This window comes from Mucilaginibacter agri, from assembly GCF_009928685.1.
Classification (GTDB): domain Bacteria; phylum Bacteroidota; class Bacteroidia; order Sphingobacteriales; family Sphingobacteriaceae; genus Mucilaginibacter; species Mucilaginibacter agri.
Genome location: NZ_WWEO01000044.1, coordinates 134,607 through 156,468 on the forward strand (window position 1 = coordinate 134,607; position 21,862 = coordinate 156,468).

Sequence of the window (21,862 nt, forward strand, 5' to 3'; positions counted from 1 at the left end):
ATTTACGATGAAGAACGCAGCAAGATTGTTTGATTGTATCCCGATACAAGCCCAAAACCCTCAGGCAGATATGCTTAGCGGCAAGGTTAACGGCGAGTGGAAGTTATACAGCACGGCCGAAGTACACGACAAGGTATATCAATTAGCTGTGGCGCTTCTAAACATGGGCATTTCTGCCGGCGATGGCACCACTGAGGGCCGCGACAAAGTGGGGCTGGTTAGTAATGGCCGCCCCGAATGGATGATTGTTGACTTGGCTGTGCAATTAATCGGCGCAATACTGGTTCCCCTCTACCCTAACAGCAGCCTCAAGGAGATTGAGCAGATACTGATAGAAGCCGAGGTAAAAATAATGTTTGTGAGCGATGCCGATCTTTGCGGTAAAATAAATGCCGTTAAAGATCATGTGCCCACCCTGCAATCAATTTTCTCGTTCGATAATTTAGACGGCTGCACTAACTGGCAAACATTATTAAAGCCCGTTTCGGGAGTCGATAAAAACCGGGTTGATGTTATAAGTAATCAAATAAAAACGGACGATGTAACTACCATCATTTTTACATCGGGCACAACTGGCCGGCCAAAAGGCGTAATGCTTACCCATAAAAACATTGTGAGTAACGTATATGGCTCTAGCCAGGTATTGAACCAGATTCCGCTGGAACATAAAAAAGCGCTTAGCTTTTTACCGCTCAACCATATTTTCGAAAAGATGTGTACCTACATCTATCTGTTCAATGGCTTTTCCATCTACTACGCCGAAAGCATGGACACTATCGGCCCGAACATGAAAGAGGTGAAACCGGATATTTTCACAGCCGTTCCACGTTTACTGGAAAAGGTTTTCGAAAAGATCATGATAGAGGGCAACAAGCTTACAGGGATCAAAAAGAAGATCTTTCTGTGGTCGATTGAAGTGGCCGAGCAATTTGAACATACCGGCAGAAGCGCATGGTACGATGCAAAACTGGCGCTTGCAGATAAACTGGTTTACAGCAAATGGCGTGCTGCCATCGGCGGTAATGTAAAAGCTATTGTAGTAGGTAGTTCGGCCTGCCCTATTCGTTTGGAGCGCATTTTTACTGCAGCCAAAATGGTAGTATTAGAAGGATATGGACTTACTGAAACTTCCCCGGTTATTTCGGTAAATCAATATGAACCGCACAAGAGAAGATTTGGGACAGTTGGCCCTTTATTGGCCGACGTGCAAGTTCAAATAGCCGAAGATGGCGAGATACTTACCAAAGGCCCAAGCGTAATGGCGGGCTATTACAAAAACCCCGATCTTACCGCAGAAGTACTGCAGGATGGCTGGTTTCATACCGGCGACATCGGCACCATAGATCTGGATGGCTTCCTGAAAATAACCGATCGTAAAAAAGAGATCTTCAAAACATCCGGAGGTAAATACGTGGCTCCCGTACCTATTGAAAACCGCATGAAAGAAAGCCCACTAATTGAGCAGATGATGGTGATTGGCGCAGAGAAGAAATTTACTTCGGCCTTGATTGTGCCTTCGTATCCTAACTTGAAGATTTGGTGCGCTCAAAACAAACTCAACTTTATATCCCACCAGCAGATTATTGATGAGCCAGCAGTTATAGCACAATTTCAGGCCATTATCGATGCCTTCAACGTAGAATTTAACCACGTGGAGCAGGTTAAGAAATTCACTCTGTTGCCAGATGAATGGACCATTGATGGTGGCGAACTTACCCCTACCGGCAAAATGAAACGCCGCATTATTTTAGAAAAATACAAAAACGAGATAGACAGCATGTATACCAACGAGATTGGTAACCTATCTATCCATCACTAATTTATCCTGCATCTTAATCTTATTTTCTTTATTACAATGAAAACATTGCAAATTACTATACAGGATAAATTGGCTGTGATCACCTTAGACCGCGGCCGATCGAACGCCATCAATACCGAAATGATCAAAGAGCTGATTTCGGCTTTACAAGAACTTGAGGCTGATGATGAGGTTGGCGGATTGATCATTACCGGCAAGGAGAACTTCTTTTCGGCAGGTATAGATCTGATCGAAGTTTACGGCTACGATGAGCAGCAAAGCAAAGATTTCTGGGTGAATTTTCTGCTGATGGCATCTACACTGGCCGCCTTCAAAAAGCCTTTTGTAACAGCTATAACTGGTCATAGTCCTGCAGGTGGTTGTATAATTGCCATTTGCAGCGATTATCGTGTAATGGCCAAAGGCGACTATATTATCGGACTGAATGAAATTCCGGTTGGAATTATCGTTCCCGACGCGGTGTTTCAGCTCTATTCCTTTTGGCTGGGCAAACGCAAAGCGTATCAATACTTGCTTGAGGGTAAGCTTTTAAAAGTTAATGAAGCGCTCGAAGATGGCTTAATTGACGTGGTTGTAGAACCTTCCGAAGTTTGGGCAACAGCCGAGCAAAAAATCCGGAGCTATATGAAGCTTAGCGCTTCAACATGGCAGCAAAGTAAGCTCAACTTCCGCAGAGAATTACTGAGCAATCTACAGCAGAATAAAAGTGCAGAATTAGAGCAAATGCTAAAACAATGGTGGTCGCCGGAAACGCGGGTCATTCTGCAAAAGATGGTTGAGAAACTTACTAATCCGGTTAAAAGTAAATAAATATGCAAGTTACAGAATATACCGGCATGCTTCGCGATGATGCCTTTAAAGGAAAAAACATCATTGTTACCGGCGGTGGTACCGGTCTGGGTAAAGCCATGGGCACCTATTTTTTAAAACTGGGTGCCAACCTGGTAATAACAAGCCGTAAGCTGGAAGTGCTGCAAAAAACAGCCACCGAAATGGAAGCCGAAACAGGCGGCAAAGTATTAGCTGTTGCCTGCGACGTGCGTAATTATAACGAGGTAGAAAATGTTTTACAACAAACTATCGAAGCCTTCGGTAGTGTAAATGCACTGGTAAACAACGCTGCCGGGAATTTTATTTCTCCTACCGAACGTTTGTCGGCAAATGCTTTTTCTACCATTATTGATATTGTTCTCAAAGGCTCTGTTAACTGTTCTTTGGCTTTAGGAAAACATTGGATTAAAGAAGGAACACCCGGAAACATTTTAAATATCATTACTACTTATGCCTCAACCGGCTCGGGCTATGTAGTTCCGTCTGCATGTGCCAAAGGTGGCGTTTTGGCCATGACGCGTTCTTTAGCAGCTGAGTGGGGCCGCCACCAGATCCGCACTAACGCAATTGCTCCCGGACCATTCCCTACCAAGGGCGCATGGGAGCGTTTATTACCCGGCGAAATGGCTGCCAAGTTTGATTTTAAAAACAGAGTGCCGCTTAAGCGTGTTGGTAACCATCAGGAACTGGCAAACCTGGCTGCTTTTTTGATTTCCGATTTTTCGGGTTACATTAACGGCGAAGCCATTACCATTGATGGCGGCGAATGGCTGCAAGGCGCTGGCCAATTTAACGGCCTCGAAATGGTGACCGACCAGATGTGGGACGGCATTGAACAAATGACGCGTTCTGCAAAAGGCAGTTAAAAAATATTAGTTTTGATTACCAATTAACAACCCATGATTGCACAAATCATATTCTTGATTATACTGGCGGCAGCCGTGTTTTTGTTCAGCAAAAATGCAGGCAAAATTCGCCGCAATATTTTATTGGGGAAAGCCCTCAACCGCAGCGACCACCCCGGCGAACGATGGAAAATTATGGCTAAGGTTGCACTCGGCCAAAGCAAAATGATTAAGCGACCGCTTGCCGCAGTAATGCACATATTTATTTACGTAGGCTTCGTGATCATCAACCTCGAGGTTTTGGAAATTATGATAGATGGTCTGTTCGGCTCACATCGCATTTTCTCAAAACCACTGGGTAGTTTATATGGTCTGCTGATAGGCAGTTTTGAGGTATTGGCGTTATTAGTATTGGTATCGTGCATCACCTTCTTAGCCCGAAGAAACATCGCTAAATTAAAACGCTTTAGTGGTGTGGAAATGACCACCTGGCCAAAGTCGGACGCCAATTATATCTTATTTATTGAAATATTATTGATGACGGCGTTTCTGACCATGAATGCTGCCGATTATAAATTACAGGCATTGCATTTCGGCCATTACATTAAGGCCGGCGATTTCCCGATAAGTTCGATGCTGGCACCTTTATTACCATCATCTGGCGAATCGTTAGAAATGATAGAGCGTAGTTGCTGGTGGTTCCACATTGTGGGTATCCTGGCGTTTTTAAACTATCTGCCTTACTCCAAGCATTTCCATATTATCATGGCCTTCCCTAATGTGTACTATTCTAAATTGACACCTAAAGGAAAGTTTACCAATATGGAGTCGGTTACTAACGAGGTTAAAGCCATGCTCGATCCTTCTTTTACCCCACCCGAGGCTACCGAACCCGGCCGTTTTGGAGCAAAAGACGTTACAGACCTTACCTGGAAAAACCTCATGGACGCCTATACCTGTACCGAATGCGGCAGATGTACCAGCGTATGCCCAGCTAATATTACAGGTAAACTGCTATCGCCCCGCAAAATTATGATGGACACCCGTGACAGGATTACCGAGGTGGGCAACAATATTGACAAGCACGGTAAAGATTATAACGACAATAAAACTCTTTTGGACAACTACATCAGCCGTGAGGAGCTTTGGGCCTGCACCACCTGTAATGCCTGCGCAGAAGCTTGTCCGGTGAATATCGATCCCGTGAATATCATTATGGAGATGCGCCGCTACATTGTGATGGAAGAATCGCAAGCTCCGGCCAGCCTAAACAACATGTTTGGCAACGTAGAAAACAATGGAGCACCCTGGAAATATTCCAGTGCTGATCGATTTAATTGGGTGGATCAGCAGTAATTTGTTAATGAGGGGATTTGTTGATTTATCATTTAAAAACCCCGACCAAATTCTGTAATTCCTGGATTCTAAAAATTCAGGTTGATGACAAAAAGAATATTAAAACATGGAAGAACTAAACCAAGATATACCTAGAAACTCAACTGCTAATTCCGAAATCGAAAATCCGAAATCCGAAGTACTAGTTGTTCCCACCATGGCGCAAATGATGGCCGAAGGTAAAACGCCCGAAATCTTATTTTGGGTGGGCTGCGCCGGAAGTTTTGACGAGCGGGCTCAGAAAATAACCCGCAGCATTTGCAAGATATTACACCACGTCGGCATGAGTTATGCCGTTTTAGGCACTGAAGAAAGCTGCACCGGCGACCCGGCTAAGCGCGCTGGCAATGAGTTTTTATTCCAGATGCAGGCTATGGCAAATATAGAAGTGCTAAATGCCTACGATGTCAAGAAGATTGTAACCGGTTGTCCACACTGCTTCAATACCATTAAAAACGAATACCCGCAATTGGGTGGTAGCTATGAGGTGATTCACCATACGCAGCTCATTCAGCAACTGATTGATGAGGGCAAACTAAAAACTCAGGATGACGAAAGTTTTAAAGGCAAAAGAATCACTTATCATGATGCCTGCTACTTAGGCCGTGGCAATAATGTTTATGAGGCGCCACGCAGCGCATTGGAAGTTTTGGACGCCGAACTGATAGAAATGAAACGCTGTAAAAGCAATGGCTTATGCTGTGGTGCTGGCGGCGCACAGATGTTTAAAGAACCAGAAAAAGGCAAACGCGAAGTAAGCGATGAACGTATCGACGATGTTATAGAAACTAAAGCCAATATCGTGGCCTCGGCCTGCCCTTTCTGCATGACCATGCTACGCGACGGCGTAAAACACCACGAAAAGGAGCAGGAAATACAAGTACTGGATATTGCTGAGATTACGGCAAAAGCTAATGGCCTCTAGTTAATTAGCGGCGGTTTCTTTGCTTTGATGCGTTGCTGAACCTGTTTCTTTGATAATCAAACTAACAACGAGCGCTACCGACATTACGGCCAACAGAAAGATGCCGGCCTCTTTAAAGTGAGCCAAGTGATCTATTGCCGTAGTTAATGTTTTACCATGACGGGAGCCAAATACGGGTCCTATTAATGCGGTAATACTAAAGGTTAAAAAGTTAATAGCCCCGGTCGCACTGCCTTTTACTTTATCTGGGTTGGCTTCTTTTATAATAGTATACGGAATCATTGCCGCACCGGAAGCAATTCCAAAAAGGAGCATTGATGCAGGCAAAGACACCAGGTCTGGCAAAAACACAACCTGCCCAAAGCTGATCAGCATTAAACATATACCACCGCTAAGTACAGGTTTTCTGCGACCGATCATATCAGATATCCAGCCCAGTAAAGGACAACCAATAACCCATCCTAAAGGCACCATAGAACTGGCTATTACAGCACCGACGTAGCTTAAATTTCGATCATGTTGAAAAAAGGCTATCCCCCAGGTCATAGCGAAGATAGTAGTAGGAACAAACAGCAAACCCGATATCAACCCACTTAAATAAGATTGGATATTGGTAAATACCACTTTATAGGGCAATAGCACACTTATAACAGATGATGTATGTTCGGCAGTTTTATCCTCTTTGGGCGTAGTAATCAAAAGCAATACACAAACTACTCCGAGCACAATACCAATTGCTGTCCAGAAAACCCCTACCGATAAGCCATTATGAATTAAGGGACCAATCACAAACTGCCCCGCCGAGCCACCAAGCATCCCCATGCATTGTGTAATGCCAATTGCAGTTGCAATGTATTTAGCTGAGAACCCACGCGATGCCAGATATACACACCCAGTAAAAGCAAAGGCAGAACCAGCGCCCTGTAAAAGGCGCCCAGTATTACCAGTAAACACACTTGGAACAGCAAAAATTAAACAGCCGATACAAATAATGGCGGTACCAATTACAATAGGATATTTAGCTCCCGCGCGGTCGAACGCAGCACCTGCAATTAAACTAACCGAAGCATAGGTATAATAATAAGTACCTAAAATGCCGCTTACCCCTACCGCCGTAACGCCAAGCGAATCTGACAATTCTTTGATCATCACCGCCGGCGACGACCGCACCACATACTGCAAAAAATAGAACACACAGCCAAATATCCATGAGATGATAAATGCGCTTTGAACGGATCTCTTTTTCAAATTGATGAATTTAATTGCTATCAGATGTAACTAAAGGTAGAGAAATAGATTTCTGATAACAAAGCTTATAGCCATAATATCCGGCAATAAAAAGGGAAACAGATTACTCCGTTTCCCTTAGGTATGCGTTTAACGCCATCCTCCCCCTACGGATCGGTAAAGATTTATGGCATTTATAAAGATATTTTTTCGCGTGTTGGCCAGTTCTAACTCGGCATCAAGCACACTGCGTTGGGCAGTAATTACTTCGAGGTAATTAGCACGACCTACCAGGTAAAGGTCGTTAGCTACATCAACCGCATTAGTAAGTGCCTGCACTTCCTGTTGTTTTTGCTCGTAGTAGTTTTGATAATTCTCTACACCTTTCATACCGTTCATCACTTCCTGAAAACTCGACAATATCGTTTTCTGATAGGCGTACAATGCCTGTTTGCCTTCAGCAATGGTGCGTGCATAATCAGATTTTATCTGCCTGCGGTTAAATATCGGTGCCGTAACGCCGCCAACTACCCCATACACAAATGATCCCGTATTAAACAGCAACGATGATGCAAACGAATTAAACCCAACATAAGGCGACAAGGTTAACGATGGAAAGAATGCAGCACGAGCGGCCTTAATATCGGCATTCATGGCTTGCAGTTCCAGTTCTGCCTCTTTAATGTCAGGTCGGTTCAACAACAATTGTGAGGGTACTCCAGCCGTAAGCACTTTGGGTAATACCAATGTGTTGATGGATGTATCGCGCCTTACCGGTTGCGAAAACTTCCCTGTTAAAAACTTCAATTGGTTTTCTGTCTCCACAATCTGCTGAAGCGTTACCGACTCTAGGCCCTGGGTACGTTTCAATTGAGCCAAAAATTGCTGCACAGCCAGCTCCGTGGCGCGGCCTCCAAGCTTCTGAACCTTCACAATTTCCAAGGCATTTCTTTGAAGGATGATATTTTTGCGAATCACTTTCAACTCATAGTCGAGTGCCAGTAGTTGATAGTAAGCTGTCGCTATCTGAGAGGTAAGCGAAGTCATTACCATTTTATAGCCATTTTGGCTGGCCAGAAACCTACTGAAGGCAGCCTTCTTACGGCTGTGCAACTTCCCCCATAAGTCAACTTCCCATGAGCTTTTAAAGCCAACAAAGTAATCAGGAGTTGGGTTAGTGGGTATCTTTTGGTCGCTGTTAATATTTGACGACAGGTTGGTATCATAGTTACCAACACCGTTCATGGTGTAATCGCCATACTTTTCAATACCGGCATTCAAGTTCAGATTTACCGATGGCAACAAGGCGCCACCAGCATACTTTAAATTGGCATTTGCCACCTCCACCTTTTGCAATGCCGAAAGGATATCCGGATTGGCCGCCATAGCTGTATCAATAAGGCTTACCAGGTAGGTATCTGAAAAAAATGATGAAATTGGGATAGCTGCAATAGTGTTGGTATCTGTCGATACCGTAAATGTATCTGGCAACTTCATACTAGACGTTACCGTGGCAGATTTATAATTGCTACATCCCGTGACCAAAAGCCCCGTTACAATAATGGCGCAGCAAAATTTATAGATGATTTTATGAATTTGCATAGTAAAAATTAATAGGTGCTTTGTAATTCCTCTTCCTGAGTAACCTCTTCCGGCTTCTTCTTTTTTGACATACCTGAAAAGATCACATACAAACCCGGAATTAGTATCAATCCGAAAATAGTACCAAGGAGCATCCCCCCGGCAGCAGCTGTACCAATTGAACGGTTACCCATAGCACCCGCGCCACTGGCAATACACAAAGGGATTAAACCTGCTATAAAGGCGAATGAGGTCATGAGGATGGGACGAAGCCTTGATACCGCACCTTCAATAGCCGCTTTTATCACCGACAGTCCTTCTTTCTCTCTTTGAACGGCGAACTCTACAATCAGGATGGCGTTTTTACCCAGCAAGCCGATGAGCATCACCAATGCTACTTGTGCATAGATGTTGTTCTCCAATCCTAATATTTTCAGGAAGAAGAATGCGCCGAAAATGCCGGTAGGTAAGGATAAGATAACCGCCAGAGGCAGTAATAAACTTTCATACTGAGCGGCCAGCAACAGATACACAAACACCAAACAAATAACGAAAATGTAAATAGCCTGATTGCCGGAAAGGATTTGCTCACGCGTCATCCCCGACCAGTCGAACGAGTAGCCTTTAGGAAGCTTTTCGGCCGCTATTCGTTGGATGGCGTTATTGGCGTCACCACTACTATAGCCCGGTGCAGCATCACCATTAATCATTGCTGAAGTGTACATGTTATAACGGGTCAATTGTTCCGGTCCCACCACCTTTTCCATTTTAATGAAAGTGGCAAACGGTACCATTTCTCCTTTATCATTCTTAACATACAAGCTCAGAACATCTTCAGGCCGTGAACGGTATTCGGGCGAAGCCTGCACCATCACCTTGTACATCTGCCCAAAACGGATAAAATTAGAGGCATAGTAACTCCCCATCAAAGTTTGCAGGGTCGACATCGCTTTATCTATCGTTATTCCCTTCTTGGCAGCCATTTGCTGGTCTACCGTAATAAGGTATTGAGGGAAATTAGGGTCGAAACTAGAGAACGCATTCTGAATCTCGGGCGATTTGTTCAGTGCATCAATAAAATCTTTAGATACTTTACCGGTTTGTTGCAGATCGCCGCTACCGGTTTTATCCAACAACCTGATCTCGAACCCGCTGGAGTTACCAAATCCAGGTACCGTAGGCGGCGGGAAGAACTGGATTGAAGCATCGCCGATGTTCTTAGTCTTGTTTTCTAATTGTTTGATAATATCATCTAATGATTCCTTCCGTTCGTCCCAACCTTTAAGGTTAATCATGGCCATACCGTAGGATGCACCCGCAACTTCATTCACTAAGCTATAACCGGATAACGTTGACACCGACTCAATAGCCCCAATACTTTTAGTTTGCTTCTGGATTTCTGACAGCACTTCTTCGGTACGCTCCACGGTAGAACCTGCCGGGGTTGTCACGTTTACGTAGATCATCCCCTGATCCTCCGTTGGTATAAAGCCTGATGGAAGAATGGTACTCAGGCCCCATGTCGCCACAAAAAATATAAGCAACAAAACAACGGTAATAATGCGCCTGCCTGCAATTTTACCTATCAGGCTGGCATAACGATTATTTACCCAATCGTATTTGTTATTGAAGCCATCGAAAAATTTGTGGATCCAGCCTTTTTCGCCATGCTCATAGTGATTGTGTTTCAACATCAATGCACATAAAGCAGGTGTGAGCGTTACTGCATTAACGCCCGATATTACAATAGCTATAGCCATGGTTAACGAGAACTGGCGGTAGAACACCCCTACTGGCCCCGACATAAATGCCACAGGCACAAACACGGCCGACATTACCAGTGTAATAGCCACAATAGCGCCGCTAATTTCTTTCATGGCGCTAATGGTTGCATCCATCGGCTTTAAACCTTCGCCCATCTTTACGTGTACAGCTTCGACCACCACAATGGCGTTATCTACCACAATACCGATGGAGAGTACCAGTGCAAACAGCGTCAACAAGTTAATAGAGAAGCCCAGCGTCTGCATAAAAAACAGCGTACCAATAAGGGCGACAGGCACCGCCAGTGCGGGTATCAAAGTCGATCGAAAATCTTGCAGGAAGATAAACACCACCACAAACACAAGCAAGAAGGCCTCTACCAGCGTACGTAATACCTCGTGAATAGAGGCATCAAGAAAGCGCGATACGTCGTAGTTTACATTATAAGTCATTCCCGTAGGGAAAGATTCTTTCTTCATCTCGGCCATACGGGTTTTGATGTTCGAGATTACCTCACGCGCGTTAGAACCCGGCCGTTGTTTGATCATGATAGAGGCGGATGGTTTGCCATCTGTTTTGGACACCATGCTGTATGTTAGTGAGCCAAACTCAATATTGGCTACTTCTTTCAACTTTAGCACGGTACCACTTTCGTCAGCCCTGATCACAATATTTTCGTATTGCTTAGGCTCGAAGAACTTTCCAGGGTATCGCAATACATATTGCAGTACTTGCGGCGCTTTATCCGAACTCTGCCCCGTTTTACCCGGCGCAGCTTCCACGTTCTGCGCGCGGATAGCTTCGATTACATCATCGGCAGAAACATGATAAGCCATCATACGGTCTGGTTTTAACCATACGCGCATAGAGTATTCTTTGGCGCCCATAATTTCTGCGCGGCCTACCCCATCAATACGCTTAAGCTCTTGCAGTACGTTGATGTCGGTGAAGTTGTAAATAAATTTTTCGTCGAGTGTACTGTCCTGGCTCATGATGTTGAGGTACATCAACATACTGTTTACTTCTTTTTCAGTGGTAACACCTGCTTTAATTACCTCTTCGGGCAACTCATCTATAATAGTCGACACGCGGTTCTGTACGTTTACTGCAGCCTGGTCGGGGTCTATACCAACGTTAAAATAGATCTGTATAACGGTTAAACCGTCGTTACTACAAACTGTAGACATGTAAGTCATGCCCGGTACACCATTTATGGCACGCTCTAAAGGCGTGGCAACAGCTTTGGCGCACACCTCGGCGTTAGCGCCTGTATAGTTGGCGGTAACCGTTACCGACGGCGGCACAATATCTGGAAACTGGGTTACCGGCAGCGTAAGCAAAGCCAGCACACCCAAAAGGGTTATAATCAAAGATATAACCAGCGACAAGATCGGTCGCTTGATAAATATATTGAACATCAGATTTCAATTATTTGAGAGATCAAACAAATTGCCGTTCCTTGTTAAGGAACGGCCTGAATAAAAGGCTGCCTATTTTAAAGCCAGCATGGCCGGTTTAGCTATAAGATTTGGTTTGATAACCATACCGTCGCGGGCATTTTGCGTACCCTCGTATAGGATGTGGTCACCAGCCTTCAGTCCTGATTTTACAATGTAGTATTGCGAAACCCTGGTTAGCGGTGTAAAGCTTTGCATCCTGAGTTTGTTATCGCTGCCGACCAGGTATACATAGCTTTTGTCTTGCACATCAAAAACGGATTTTTGAGGCACCATAATGGCACTATCAATTTTGGTTGCTATATATACTTTACCGCTGGCACCGTGGCGCAGCAACTTGTTAGGATTCGGAAATTTTGCACGTAGATCTATCGAACCCGTTTTCTGCTCTATCTCGCCTTCAATGGTTTCAATATTACCCGGGTGACCATAGCTGCTACCGTCGGACAGTACTAACTTAACTTCGCTACTTTTTTCATCCTTAGTATTTTTTGCGCGCTGATATTGCAAGTATTCATTTTCCGGAAAACTAAAGTAAGCGTACATCGAACTAATGTCAGATATGGTTGTAAGCAAAGTACCCTCATCAATTAAACTTCCTGCTTTAAGCGGTATTCGGTCTATGATACCGTCGTAGGGAGCGCGGATATTAGTATAGTTAATATGGTTTTGCGCAGCCTGCACATTAGTATGGGCTTCGGCAATCAGCGCCTCGTCAGCCGCTAGTTTAGATTTGGCAACGTCTAACTCAGACGGTGAGATCACCTTTTTATCAACCAACATTTTCACACGGTCTACCTCTAAACGGGTAGCAACCGCAGCGGCAACGGCATTGCTTAATGAAGCTTTAGCTTTGGCTAAAGCAACACGGTACTCTTCATCATTTACCTTAAATAAGAGCTGGCCTTTGGTCACCGGCTTGCCTTCGTCAACGTAAATTTTATCTAAAAAACCCTTTAAACGAGATCGTACTTCTACATTCTTAAGCGCCTGTATATCGGCAACATAAGCGGTTTGCAGTACGGTATCTTTTATCTTCAGGGCTACTACAGGTAGTTGTAGGGTGTCTTGTTTGTCTTTGTCTTTATTGCTTGCGGAGCAGCTTACCAATAGCATGGCACCTAATAAAGATAACCAGCTAAGGGCATAATGAACTCGTGTCATATGCGGCGATATAATATTATTGTTTAATGGAATCAGAAACGCGGAGCGCAGGCTATTTAAGCATACACAGCACGTTGTTTTCTAAAGAAATAGGGAACAATAATATTGCTCAGAACGGACTGAGCCTGAACAGGAAGTTATAATAGCTGGGCAGCATTGCTACCCCAATGGAATAATTACTGGTACAGTTAAAAACAAGGTGCTTAGGAACTGTAAATAGTGCGGACGTAATAATACCCGGTATGTAAATACCAAAACCGTGCGAACGGGTATTTACATAACGACGATGACTGTCTATCTTATGCGGTAGTAACGGTGTGGAATCGTCTTCAACAGGCGACTGGTGTAAGAAACAGTCGAACCACGTGTTTAATTTAGGGTGAAAAGACGCAGCCGACGCCGTTTCGTCATCGTTGCCGTAGTCAAATGGATTTGCAGCATGGAAGTATGTGACTGAGTTAATCAGCCAGATACACAATACGATATTAAACCACTTTTTCCACATGTATGCCTGCAAAAGTAAGCATTTGTAAAGTTTATTTCTGTAGCCGTCGCTAATCGTACCCATAAATGCTACATTTTTATCAATATTGAAACACCTTTGTTACACATATTGTTGTAAAACCGCAATTCGTTTGTAAAAAATGAATTATTGATATTTTGTTTCACCCAATACTTCAAAACAAATTAGTTTTTAAGCATTTACAAATTTATTTTAGCGACAATAACTAGCGATTTAGCATATCCCCAGATGGAAAACTACACCATTGTAATATTTATTATGGCCGTGATGATCGGGCTATCGGCAATTGCGGACAGGATAAAACTACCCCAACCTGTTTTGTTGATTATAGCAGGTGTTGCCGTTGGCTTTTTGCCCAATCTAACACCTATAGAATTAAACCCCGAGATTGTTTTCCTGATATTTTTGCCACCGTTGTTGTTTGATGCTGCGTTCAATATCTCGTTCGAAGAATTTAAAACCAACATTAATACAATTAGTACCCTGGCCATAACACTGGTATTTTTAACAGCGTCGGGTATAGCAGTAGTTGCGCACTACTTAATCCCCGGCATGACCTGGCCGCTCTCTTTTGTATTAGGTGCGATACTCTCGGCAACAGATGCCGTAGCAGCCATGAGCATTACCAAAGGCCTTGGCTTATCACATAAAACCAACACTATTTTAGAGGGAGAAAGCCTGGTGAACGATGCCTCTGCACTGGTTGCCTACCGATTTGCCGTGGCCGGTGTTACAGGCACAGCCTTCGTATTTTGGAAAGCGTCCTTGCAGTTCGGCATACTGATGTTCGGCGGCTTTGTGGTGGGTGCCTTAACGGGTAAACTATTGGCGCTTATTATTAAACGCATTCATCATAACAGCATGGCTACTATTAGTTTTATGCTGTTGATGCCTTTTGTAACCTATCTTGTTGCCGAAGAGCTGCACGTTTCGGGTGTAATTGCAGTGGTGATACTTGGTCTGGGCATTTCGCGGTTTAGCCGCGCCGTGTTTCCAGATAAACTAAAACAAGAGTCGAAGTCGATTTGGGACATCATTATCTTTCTTTTGAATGGCCTGATCTTTATTTTGATTGGATTGCAGCTGCCACTGGTGATGCACGACATTAGTTCGGATCAGCTATGGCCTTATGTCGGTTATGGTTTTATTATTACAGTAGTGGCCCTTGTTATACGCATGGTGCGTATGTATCTGCAAAAGATAAACTTAGATGATGCTTTTAAAAAGGGTAAAGGCAGGGTAAGCGAAAACGCCCTGCTCGATTTTAAGAATAGTTTAATTATAAGTTGGTCGGGCATGAGGGGCATTGTCTCATTGGCTATCGCAATTGGTTTGCCGGTAACACTTAGTGATGGCAGCCCATTTCCGCAAAGAAATGCCATTATATTTATCTCTGTTGTGGTGGTATTGTTTACATTGATAGGGCAAGGCTTAACCCTACCCTGGGTAGTAAAACGTTTGAAATAATCAAAAATCCTATTTTAGGCCTGATAAGGTGTAATACGGCTAAACCACGAATTGGCAAACCGTTGCTGCGATGGGTTGCTTTGAATTATAGCCTCATATCTTCCCCTCCTTAGCTGGCAAATGGTGTTATATAAGTCTTCAGCATCTTCGGCGTTAGCGGCGGAAATGCTTAACGAACCAATCTGTCCGTCGACCTTTAGCTTATCCGGCGACAATTTATTTACCGCTTGTTGCAAAAATCTGGATGCTATACCAGTACCCATATTTACAGCAATGTCGAACAATTGATTGGCTATCTGCTGATCTTTAATATTATCTAATGATTCGGTGTCCCAGAAATTAGCCTTATAGAATGAAAGGATCATGGTTTGCAGTGGTGCATTTGCATTTAAGGCCTGGTTAATGCTCGCCGGCTTCTTAGCAATTATCGGATCGATAATTGACCAGCCCTCCCAATGGGGCCAAAAGTTTTTAGCTACGCCTTTATAAGTTTCGCCGCCGGCATCATGCGGATTATTTGCGTACCCGCCCTCGTTACCCATGGTAATTTGGAACGCAGGATTAAATTGCGCCATACTGATAAAAAATTTAACTAATTATAATTTAGGGAATTATAAAGCTAAAGGATTTTTCTCAATCGGTCAATATGCAAAAGAGGCAATCGGTACATTATCAACCAATTGCACAAAAGCATTGCTGTGGCCGGGTCAGCTAAATTCTATTCTAAAAGTTGTACCCTCTCCTACTTTACTGCTGGCTGATATTTTTCCACCCATGGTTTCCACCTGGCTTTTAACCAAAAACAGGCAGATGCCGCGTGCGTCTTCGTTTTCATGAAACGTTTTATACATGCCGAACAATTTATTGCCATGCAGATTCATATCAATTCCAACACCATTATCTGTGATAGACAATATAGCGCGGTCGTCCATTTTTTCTGCCTTAATGAGAATTTCCACCTGCCTGTCGGGATGCCTGTATTTAATCCCATTTGTGACTAAATTGAGCAGAATACTTTCCAGGTAGGCAGGGTCATAGTTTAATTCAATATCATTACTAACCTCTACTATCAGCTTAGCATTGGCCTGCCGTAGCGAGCCCGATAGCACCTCTAAAGTGCGGTTAATCTCACTATTTAAATTTAGTTGCTTTTTGCTCAGATCAATATTGCTATGAATGTCTACCACATCGTTTAAATGCGATAGCGTTTGTTGAAGGTTAGAGCTATTAATAACAAGCATCTGCATCATTTTAGCTTTCTCTTCTTCATCGGTTTCCTCAAGAAGCATATCCAGCAACATCTGTATGTTCCCCGTGTGCGACCGCAGGTTGTGTGAAACGATATGCGCAAAATTTAACAAGCGACTATTTTGTTCGCTGATAACACCCAAGGTTTTCTTGCGCTCCTCTTCCATTGCCTTACGCTCATGAATATCGGCAAAGGTACCGAGCATCAGTACTGGCTCGCCGTTATCAGACCACTTAACCACCTTTCCTCTTATCTCAATCCACATCCAGTTACCATTGGCGTGATTCATACGACACTCGCAAGCGTAAAAGCTATTTTTTTGCTCCATGCACTTGGTTAGCTCTACACGGTTTCTTTCCTGGTCTGCCGGATGAATAAGCGCAAACCATACTTTCATTTGCGCCTGCCGAAAATCATTTGGCGAATATCCCAGTAATGTCGCCGCCCTTTGGTTGGCAATGGCCTCATCTGTCGCGATATTCCATTCCCATGTACCAACCTGGGTACTTTTAATGATATTATCCAAGCGCTGTCTTTCGCGCAACAGCATTTCGGTTGACTTTTTGCGTTCGGTTATATCTTTGATTTGAGAAATGAAATAGAGCGGTGCATTATCCTTATCACGTACCAAAGTAACACTTAGGTATATCCATATTTCCCGGCCATCTTTATGGAAATATCTTTTTTCCATATTGTACGAGTCAATCTCGTTTGCCAGCAAACGATACATATGGCTCAGATCTATATCGAGGTCATCAGGGTGTGTAAAATCCTGAAAAGTGTGCTTTAAAAACTCTTCTTGCTCATATCCCAGCAAGTTGCAAAGGCTATTATTAACTTTGATCCAATGCCCTTCAATTGATACGATGGCCATGCCTATGGGTGCATAATCAAACGCCTGGTGAAATCGTTCTTCCCGTTCGGCCAACGCACGCATCAGGCTAATATCATTGGTTACATCCTCGAGTGTACCAAAAATCAGGATGGGCTCGTTGTTTTCAAGTTCGGCATCTACTCTAAGTTTTACCCACTTAGCGTTGCCTTTGGCGGTAACCATCCTAAACTCGCCCATTTGGGACTGCCGGCTTGCAACTGCTTCACGAATCAGCTGGCCTACTGCCTCATTGTCGACGTAGAATTTGGAGGCCTCCTCTAATGTCAAATAATCGTGTTCGCCTACTTCGTAAATGTCCCTAACATATCTGTTCCAATAAATTTCGCCGGTTATGAGATTTCTTTGCCATATACCAAGCTGCGCTAAGGGGGTCACCTTCTCGTATAGTTGCAGTTTCTTATGCATCGCAGTTTTCTAAAGTCTAGTATCAGCAAAAAACAAAACTATATTAATTATAATAAACAACTTAACGTTGTACTAATTAATTAAAAAGATGTATGATATATAAATACAGATTTGGTATCGCCTGTTATTTGGCAACCACGGCCTCCGTCGCAACGCTTAGTCCCCGACCCGATACCAGTAGCTCATTGGTAATTGTACGGGTATAAGTTTTAATCTCTTCCTGAAATGCTGCAACAGAAGCGCCAGAACGAATCTCTTCCAATCGCTTTTCCCAGGTACCAGTTAGTTCGGCCTGCGCTATTTTTTGATCTTTGACGACGCCATAAACGGCTAAACCTGTTTTGGTTGGCAGCAAATTCTTTTTTTCGCGGGTAACGTAATCCCGTTTTATCAACGTCTCTATAATTGAAGCACGCGTAGCAGGTGTACCCAAGCCACTATCTTTCATAGCGTAGCGCAGTTCTTCGTCATCTATTTCCTTACCAGCTGTTTCGAGGGCTTTCAGCAAACTGGCTTCGTTATAAAGCGGTTTGGGCTTAGTTTGTTTTTCCAAAATGGCCTTATTAGGTACGGGCAGGTTCTCCCCTTGTTGCACTTTAGGCAACGAAGCATTTTCTTCATCCTTCTTTTCCTCATCGGGCTCATTAAACACAGAACGCCAGCCGGCGGAGCTGATAACTGTCCCGCTAGCCATAAATTTATTCCCCGATTGTACGGTGATCTTCGTGATTTCCTTGATACAATCCTGATGAAAGGCTTCTAGCATGCGGCCAACTACCATATCATAAACAGCTTGCTTATCGTCTGATAACTGGTACGGCACTTCGCCAGTAGGCAATATCGCGTGGTGATCGGTTACCTTTTTGGCATTTACGCTACGCTTATTCAACTTATTTTCGAGCAGGAAATTAGCTTGTTTGCCAAAGTCAGGATGGTCTTTATATTTCTCTATCAATCCAGGCACGGTCGCAAAAACATCGTCGCCGATGTACCGGCTACCGGTACGAGGATAAGTAACCAGTTTATTTTCGTACAAATTCTGAAGTAAAGATAAAGTCTGATCGGCAGTAAAACCCTTACGTTTATTAGCCTCTTGCTGCAAACTGCTCAGATCGTGCAACAACGGTGGCGGCTCTTTGCGAGGTTTAGCCTCAACGCTGAGAATATGCCCTCCAAGAGGAAAGCCAGTGGGTACATCCTCAACCTTATCAAGTATTACTTGTGCATCTTCCTTTGTCTTATAGCTTTCGGTAGATATAGCACGAAACATTTGCCCGTTCTTATCAATCTGTATGGCTACCTGGTAGTAAATCTGTGGAACAAAATTCCTATTCTCCAGATATCGCGAGCAGATCATGGCCAGCGTTGGCGTTTGTACGCGACCTAACGAAAGCACCGAACGCGTACCAGCAGAAAGGCTCAAAGCCTGCGTTGCATTCATCCCCACTAACCAGTCGGATTGTGAGCGGCAATGAGCAGAGTTAAACAGGGTATCATAGTCGGCTCCCGGTTTTAAATTGCGGAACCCCTCCTTAATAGCCGCATCGGTTTGAGAAGAAATCCAAAGCCTTTTAAAAGGCTTTTTGCATTTGAGGTAGTAATAAATATAACGGAAGATGAGTTCACCCTCACGCCCGGCATCCGTTGCCACGATGATCTCGGTGGCTTCGTCGAACAATGACTTGATGATGTCGAGTTGTTTTTTAACCGAAGGGTCATCTATCATCCCCTCTTTACTTTTCACTTTACGAATAGAAAGTTTGAATTTTGGAGGCAGCATAGGCAGGTTCTGTACGCTCCAGCCATAAAAACCATATTCTTGCGGCGGGGCTAATTGCAGTAAATGACCAAAGGCCCAGGTAAAGGTATATCCCTTGCCTTCTATATAGCCTTCCTTTTTTTGGTTGGCTCCAAACACCTTGGCTATCTCACGCGCTACCGATGGCTTTTCGGCAATAATTACTTTCATCTAATGCTTTATCTCTCTCCGTAAATGAGCCCGAAATTACGGAAACATGCCGCCAATACAATCGTTGTGGAAAACTGTATCTATAAAAACGCCCCATACTTTTGCAAGAACGGGGCGTTTCAGCTATTTAATTTTGCTGGCTATTAATCTAATAACTCAAACTTAATCTTTTGGTTACCAGCCATAATTACAAAATCGCCAGACTCCAGATGTCTTTTGCCATCTGCATCAGGGAAGCTCAGATCGCGCATTGGGTCTATTTCAAATTTGTAAACATATTTGGCACCCGCAGCAATTTCTTTCTTCTCAAAGTGTTTCAGCTCTTTCATTGGGCGAGAGATCGAACTTGCGTGTGAAGAAATATACCATAATGCTGTTTCCTTACCCGCAACCCCACCTGTATTGGCTACTTCTACCGTTGCTACCAGTTTTTGATTTTTGTGAATCTTAGGAGCAGACAAATTGATAGCGCCATATGCAAAGTCGGTATAGCTTAAGCCATGACCGAACCAGTACAAGGGCTCTGTTGAGATATCCTGATATTTACCGGAGTTTGGACGCGCACTTTGGCGCATGTCGTAATAAGTAGGAATTTGACCAGTGGTTAATGGGAACGTAATATCCAATTTACCGGAAGGATTTACACGACCCGAAATAATTGATGCTAATGCCGAACCACCAACTACTCCCGGCTGCCACATTTCTACAATAGCATTAGCCATAGGCTCTAAACGAACCAACTCAAGCGGACGACCGTTAGCTAATACCACTATAATTGGCTTACCGGTTTTCTTCAATTCGGCAACCAGCTTCTCTTGTATAGCAGGCAACGAGATATTTGAACGCGAGGTATTTTCGCCGCTCCAGCCTTTCTTCTCGCCCAAGCAAACTACTATCACATCAGATTTTTGCGCTGCTGCTACCGCATCAGCAAAATTGCTTTCGTCTGTGCCGTCAATTTCTGAGCCTTTCGCATAGTTGATCTTAGCTTTGCCCGCAAATTCTTTTTCAAAGCCATCCAAAACAGTTTCAGCATCTTTAGCATCGCCGTGCGCTGCCCAGTTGCCTAACATATCTTCCTGGTCTTTCGCCAGTGGACCGATTAAAGCGATCTGCTTAACGTTACCGGTTAATGGTAAAGCGTGGTCTTTATTTTTCAATAATACCATTGACTCTGTCGCCAGTTTCTCGGCCACTGCCTTGCTTTCCGGCTGTAAATAACGTTGATCTACAATAGTGGTATATGGATTATCAAACAAGCCTAATCTGAATTTAACGCGTAAAATTCTTCTTACTGCATCATTAATTTTAGCTACAGGAACTTTCTTTTCAGCGATAAGTTGTTTCAGGTTCTGCCCATAGATATCATCAACCATATCCATTTCAACACCCGACATAAATGCTTTTAAACCTGCCTCTTTACGATCTTTAGCTACGCCCTGAGCCATCAGCTGCTCTACAGAACCCCAGTCAGATACTACGAAACCATCGTGTTTCCAACGGTTCTTTAACACCTCTGTCAGGGTATAAGGATTAGCTGATGCCGGAACACCGCTGATATCGTTAAAACCGCTCATTAAGGTTGCAGCGCCTGCCTTTACGCCGGCTTCGTAAGGTACCATAAAGGTATCCCAAAGTGTTTGTGGCGATACTTCCGAATAATGATAATCGCGACCACCTTCTGACATACTATAACCAATATAGTGCTTTAAACAAGCTGCTATAGAATATTGATCTGATAAATTTTTACCCTGGTAACCTTTTACCGAAGCCACCCCGAATACACCATTGGTATATGGGTCTTCGCCATAACCTTCAGACACGCGCCCCCAACGTGGGTCGCGAGCTACGTCTATCATCGGCGAAAAAGTCCAATCGATACCCGAAAGCTTAGTTTCTTTGGCAGCAACTGTACAGGCTTCCCGAACCAATTCTGGGTTAAAGGAACAACCTTGCGCCAATGAAATCGGATATACCGTGCGGAAACCATGGATTACATCGTAACCAAACAAAATAGGAATGCCCAAACGGGTTTCTTCCATTGCGCGCTTTTGTACCGTGTTACGAAATGCAGGATCGCTGCTGAAATAAATTAATGAACCTATACCAGCCGGAAAAGTTGGCTTTTGATAGCCGTTATTGTTAGGATTATTGTTATCCCCTACGGTTTGCTGATTAAGTTGCAGGATTTTTTCGTCCAGCGTCATTCGCTTAAGCAGATCTTCTACCCGGCTTTCAACCAGAGCCTTTTTATCTTTATAAACCGGTACAGGAGCCTTACTTGCAAACACCTGCTGGCCCAGCATTAGCATGGTTAGTAAACTAAAATATTTCATGCGATAAATA

General features: G+C 43.8%; 15 protein-coding genes. 6 read left to right on the forward strand and 9 right to left on the reverse strand.

All coding sequences use genetic code 11. The annotated features are described in order from the left end of the window. Positions 1-7: 7 nt before the first annotated feature. The 5 genes from GSY63_RS16945 to GSY63_RS16965 all read left to right on the forward strand — a co-directional run bounded on the left by GSY63_RS16945 (position 8) and on the right by GSY63_RS16965 (position 5,815). Positions 8-1,819 carry an AMP-dependent synthetase/ligase gene (locus tag GSY63_RS16945; RefSeq protein WP_166587025.1) on the forward strand — a complete coding sequence of 604 codons (1,812 nt, stop codon included), beginning with the start codon at positions 8-10 and terminating at the stop codon, positions 1,817-1,819. 36 nt (positions 1,820-1,855) lie between these two features. Beyond that, positions 1,856-2,629: an enoyl-CoA hydratase/isomerase family protein gene (locus GSY63_RS16950; RefSeq protein WP_166587026.1), complete on the forward strand. Its 774-nt coding sequence runs from the start codon at positions 1,856-1,858 to the stop codon at positions 2,627-2,629. A gap of 2 nt (positions 2,630-2,631) precedes the next feature. Further along, on the forward strand, positions 2,632-3,516 hold the full coding sequence (locus GSY63_RS16955; RefSeq protein ID WP_166587027.1) for an SDR family oxidoreductase: 885 nt from the start codon (positions 2,632-2,634) through the stop codon (positions 3,514-3,516). Between the two features lie 33 nt (positions 3,517-3,549). Continuing rightward, complete coding sequence (locus tag GSY63_RS16960; protein ID WP_166587028.1) at positions 3,550-4,851, forward strand: (Fe-S)-binding protein; 1,302 nt, start codon at positions 3,550-3,552, stop codon at positions 4,849-4,851. Between the two features lie 196 nt (positions 4,852-5,047). After that, on the forward strand, positions 5,048-5,815 hold the full coding sequence (locus GSY63_RS16965; RefSeq protein WP_243749276.1) for a (Fe-S)-binding protein: 768 nt from the start codon (positions 5,048-5,050) through the stop codon (positions 5,813-5,815). On the opposite strand, the gene GSY63_RS16970 is transcribed toward GSY63_RS16965, so the two are convergent. The 5 genes from GSY63_RS16970 to GSY63_RS16990 all read right to left on the reverse strand — a co-directional run bounded on the left by GSY63_RS16970 (position 5,816) and on the right by GSY63_RS16990 (position 13,576). After that, positions 5,816-7,063 carry an MFS transporter gene (locus tag GSY63_RS16970; protein WP_208094575.1) on the reverse strand — a complete coding sequence of 416 codons (1,248 nt, stop codon included), beginning with the start codon at positions 7,061-7,063 and terminating at the stop codon, positions 5,816-5,818. Positions 7,064-7,192: 129 nt separating this feature from the next. Beyond that, on the reverse strand, positions 7,193-8,644 hold the full coding sequence (locus tag GSY63_RS24850; protein WP_166587030.1) for a TolC family protein: 1,452 nt from the start codon (positions 8,642-8,644) through the stop codon (positions 7,193-7,195). An 8-nt stretch (positions 8,645-8,652) separates the two neighbouring features. Continuing rightward, entirely contained in the window at positions 8,653-11,805 is a 3,153-nt protein-coding gene (locus tag GSY63_RS16980) for an efflux RND transporter permease subunit (protein ID WP_166587031.1), read from the reverse strand. A gap of 72 nt (positions 11,806-11,877) precedes the next feature. Then, positions 11,878-13,008 carry an efflux RND transporter periplasmic adaptor subunit gene (locus GSY63_RS16985; protein WP_166587032.1) on the reverse strand — a complete coding sequence of 377 codons (1,131 nt, stop codon included), beginning with the start codon at positions 13,006-13,008 and terminating at the stop codon, positions 11,878-11,880. A gap of 109 nt (positions 13,009-13,117) precedes the next feature. Then, positions 13,118-13,576 (reverse strand): hypothetical protein, encoded by a 459-nt coding sequence (locus GSY63_RS16990; RefSeq protein ID WP_166587033.1) that lies wholly within the window; start codon positions 13,574-13,576, stop codon positions 13,118-13,120. 183 nt (positions 13,577-13,759) lie between these two features. Here GSY63_RS16990 and GSY63_RS16995 point away from each other — a divergent pair, with 183 nt between their 5' ends. After that, positions 13,760-14,998, forward strand: a complete 1,239-nt coding sequence (locus GSY63_RS16995) for a Na+/H+ antiporter (RefSeq protein WP_166587034.1) — start codon at positions 13,760-13,762, stop codon at positions 14,996-14,998. Positions 14,999-15,012: 14 nt separating this feature from the next. On the opposite strand, the gene GSY63_RS17000 is transcribed toward GSY63_RS16995, so the two are convergent. From GSY63_RS17000 to GSY63_RS17015, 4 genes are all read right to left on the reverse strand, one after another. After that, positions 15,013-15,573, reverse strand: a complete 561-nt coding sequence (locus tag GSY63_RS17000; protein WP_166587035.1) for a glycoside hydrolase family 108 protein — start codon at positions 15,571-15,573, stop codon at positions 15,013-15,015. 132 nt (positions 15,574-15,705) lie between these two features. After that, positions 15,706-17,547 (reverse strand): sensor histidine kinase, encoded by a 1,842-nt coding sequence (locus GSY63_RS17005; RefSeq protein ID WP_166587036.1) that lies wholly within the window; start codon positions 17,545-17,547, stop codon positions 15,706-15,708. Between the two features lie 124 nt (positions 17,548-17,671). Next, entirely contained in the window at positions 17,672-19,516 is a 1,845-nt protein-coding gene (locus GSY63_RS17010; RefSeq protein WP_166587037.1) for a DNA topoisomerase 3, read from the reverse strand. Between the two features lie 143 nt (positions 19,517-19,659). After that, positions 19,660-21,852 carry a glycoside hydrolase family 3 N-terminal domain-containing protein gene (locus tag GSY63_RS17015; protein WP_166587617.1) on the reverse strand — a complete coding sequence of 731 codons (2,193 nt, stop codon included), beginning with the start codon at positions 21,850-21,852 and terminating at the stop codon, positions 19,660-19,662. Positions 21,853-21,862: the final 10 nt, after the last annotated feature.